Source organism: Ancylobacter sp. IITR112 (genome assembly GCF_041415945.1).
Taxonomy (GTDB): Bacteria; Pseudomonadota; Alphaproteobacteria; order Rhizobiales; family Xanthobacteraceae; genus Ancylobacter.
This window is the reverse complement of record NZ_JBGCUS010000010.1, coordinates 1-565: the sequence shown is the minus strand read 5'-3', so window position 1 is coordinate 565 and position 565 is coordinate 1. Positions and strand designations below refer to the sequence as shown.

Sequence of the window (565 nt, the reverse complement as noted above, 5' to 3'; positions counted from 1 at the left end):
GGAGGGCGCCGAGTCCTCCCCGGCGATCCGCCTGCGCGTGCTCAGCCTCGGCGCCGGCGTGCAGTCCACCACCCTCGCGCTGCTCGCCGCCCATGGCGAGATCGGCCCCATGCCCGACTGTGCGATCTTCGCTGATACGCGCTGGGAGCCCAAGCCGGTCTACGAGCACCTGGCCTGGCTCATGTCGCCCAACGTCCTGCCATTCCCGGTCCATATCGTGTCTGCCGGTGATATCCGGGCGAATCTCATCGCGGCGGCGGGAGGCCGCCGCTGGGAATCGATCCCCGCGTTCACGCGCCGTGTGGACCGGCAGGGGCGCGTCTCGGTCGGCATGATTCGGCGCCAATGCACCGGCGACTACAAGATCGATCCAATCCGTCGGAAGGTGCGCGCGCTCGCCGGCTTGACGCGCCGGCGGTCGCCGGCCGTGCCGGTTGTCGAGCAATGGATCGGCATCTCGACCGACGAGATCATCCGCATGAAGCCGAGCTTCGAGAGCTGGCGCCTCAACCGCTGGCCGCTCGTCGAAAGGCGCATGTCGCGACGCGACTGCCTGTCCTGGCTG

1 pseudogene is annotated in these 565 nt (G+C 69.2%); it reads left to right on the top strand.

Annotated elements, in window-relative coordinates:
• Nucleotides 1–565, top strand: a pseudogene (locus tag AAC979_RS23775) (hypothetical protein); the annotation flags it as partial.